Annotated in this window: 3 protein-coding genes; 1 reads left to right on the top strand and 2 read right to left on the bottom strand. The window is 51.2% G+C overall.

All coding sequences use genetic code 11. The features are described from left to right. Nucleotides 1-556 (top strand): transposase (locus tag QNK41_RS01365; protein ID WP_319252974.1); only part of this gene is annotated, 556 nt, incomplete at its 5' end. Nucleotides 557-682: 126 nt separating this feature from the next. Here QNK41_RS01365 and QNK41_RS01360 read toward each other — a convergent pair. After that, the gene (locus QNK41_RS01360) at nucleotides 683-2,068 is read right to left on the bottom strand and encodes an FAD-dependent oxidoreductase (protein ID WP_319252972.1); all 1,386 of its coding nucleotides are present in this window, start codon (nucleotides 2,066-2,068) and stop codon (nucleotides 683-685) included. Nucleotides 2,069-2,183: 115 nt separating this feature from the next. Then, the coding region (locus QNK41_RS01355; RefSeq protein WP_319252970.1) for a lipid A-modifier LpxR family protein at nucleotides 2,184-2,611 on the bottom strand (428 nt) is incomplete at its 5' end.

Below are 2,611 nucleotides of genomic sequence, written 5' to 3'. Positions count from 1 at the left end.
TTTCATCCCGGATTCGATTAAGCTGGTCGCAGGCAGAACCGGCCAGGAATACAATATCCGCAAAAAAAGGAAGGGGGCATTCTGGCAGGACCGCTATCATGCAACTGCCGTGGAAAGTAACCGCCATCTGCGCCAATGCATTGCTTATATCGACATGAACATGGTCCGTGCCGGCGTGGTGGATCATCCTGGAAAGTGGGAATGTTGCGACTATAATGAGATCCAGAATCCCCCGGCAAGGAAAGGAATTATCGATTTTAACCGGCTTATGGAATTACTGGGATTGGAAACCTATGAGCAGTTGAAGCAAGCCCATTTCAAGTGGGTGGACAGTGCGATACAGGCTGAGAATAAAGGCAGGCAAGCCAAATGGACACAAAGCATTGCGGTTGGCGGCGAGTCCTTCATCGAGAAGATCAAAGAGGCACTTGGTTTCAGGGCGAGAGGACGAAAGATCCGTCGCGCCGGCGATGCCTTTGAACTTCGGGAAGCCCTGAAACCATATGGCACAACGAATGCTTTGGCGTCTGGAAACACCTTTTTATGGGATCAATGACAACCCGCCTTAATCGGCCTGTTTTGGCCCAAAAAATGGCCGATTAAGGCCTCGATACAGGCACTTTTTTGACTCTTTTCCCAAGTTTACAGTATGTTGCTGAGGCGACCCCATTTCTGTGGCTTATCAAGCCACTTTTAGCGAAGCCTCCGGATTCGGCCTGATCGTCGTGCGCAGCTTGGCCAGTGCCTGGTGGGCGGCGTTGATCAGCGGATGAACAGTGGGCGCCGATGTCAGCAGCGGGTGGGTCGCAATCTGCATCATGTCCAGTTCACGCACCGTGACCTTTTTTTGGATCGCCAGCGCAACCACATTAATCAACTCCCCCACGGACGGTCCACCGGATACCTGCCCCCCGAGAATAATACCTGATCGGTCGGCGAAGATCAGCTTGACCTTGAGCTCACTGGCACCGGGAAGCATGCCGGGGTGACGATCCGGCGCAACGGCAGTTGCCGTAACGTATCTGAACCCTTCTTTTTCGCAGGTTCTGCAGGTCATCCCTGCGCTGGCAAATGATTTCCCGGCGATCTGGGTAGAAAAGGCCGCAATCGTACCCTGGATTTGGTGCAGCACGCGGATGCCGTAGATATTGGTGCCCGCATTGCGCGCTTCGGCGGTTGCCGTTGACGCCAGCCAGACCGGTGCTGCCTTGCGAGTGAAAAAATCCCGCTTCAGCGCGCAGTCGCCGACGGCAAATACATCCTCGGCATTGGTTCGCATGTAATCGTCAACCCAGATAGACCCGTTCTCGACGATCCGTAAACCGGCCTTTCCAGCCAATTCGCTCGATGGTTGGGCACCCACACTGACCAGTACCATATCAGCCGGAATGGTTTCTCCGTTTTCAAGGGAAACCGATTCTACACGTTCGCCGCCGTCGATGGAGACGACACGGCTGCCGGTGCGAATCTTTATCTTCCGTTCGTCTAACAGTCGGGCAATCTCGTCACAGAATTCATCGTCAAAAGCGGTTAACAGCAGCCTGGGCATGATTTCGATCAGGAAGATGTCCACATCGGCACCCCGGGATAACTCATCGGCAAACTCTGCACCGATGAACCCCCCGCCGATGATTACCACGTTTTTGGCCTGGTGGACTTTATCCCGCAAGGCATTCATCGCCGACATACTTTTTTTTATTTTAAAAACGCTTTGTTTATTCACACCCGGAATGGGTGGCATGCGGACATCCGTTCCGGTCGCCAAAACAAGCTTCTCATAGGAAAGAACGTCACCAGACTCCAGGGTAACCGTGTGTGCTTTCGCATCCAATGAAACCACTTTGCCCACGATGATGTCGATTCCTGCTTTTTCCAGTGGCATGTTACCCATGGCGTTGTGCTTCGTGTCGGCCAGGGTGTGCATCATGTAGGGTATGGCGCAGGGAATGACCCCATCCCCGATTTCTTTGATGACACACACGGATTTGTCAGGATAAACGCTCTTGGCCGTCTGTGCAGTAATAACTCCGGCGGGTCCGCCACCGACAACAACAATATTGACTTCCATTGGTTACTCCTTTCCTTGTTCGTTGATGGTAAAAGGCAATACCCTTTCTTATAAACGTTTAAGGCTTGTCAAAGAGCGGCGGGATTACAGTCGCGGCGTAACCCCGAAAGTTGCGTTAAAAATAAAAATCGATAGCCAAGGTTCCATACGAATTTTCAGTACTAGTTTTCTCATAGCCGGGAAGTGGATCCGGGAGGACCTCCTCGTCTAAGATAGCAGAGGTATAATTCAAAGAAGCACGAATAGAAAACCAGTCATAATAATGATAATTGAGGCCTATTAATCCGGCATAGACAAAATCCTCTCGTTCAACAGATCTATCATCGCCTGTGATAATACTGCCATCATAAAGGACCGAATAAATCAGTCCTGATGCGCGGGCTCCAAAAACAACTTCAACACTATGCGCGGCTGCTAATGATGGTTTGGGAAGGTAGTAAGCCTGGAAAAAACCACGTCCCGGTGGTGCTGGATAACTATTGAAACCCTCTAAGATGTTCCATCCAAATCGCATTTCAAGAGCGAGTTCCACGGCGGTTAATA

Source organism: Desulfosarcina sp., assembly GCF_033791525.1.
Lineage (GTDB): Bacteria > Desulfobacterota > Desulfobacteria > Desulfobacterales > Desulfosarcinaceae > Desulfosarcina.
Note: the sequence above shows the minus strand (reverse complement) of the source record. Positions and strands in the feature narration are given on the sequence as shown.

What these genes read in the sequence shown, in the direction of transcription:
- QNK41_RS01360 (WP_319252972.1), bottom strand. Translation starts at nt 2,068, where the DNA reads ATGGAAGTCAATATTGTTGTTGTCGGTGGCGGACCCGCCGGAGTTATT.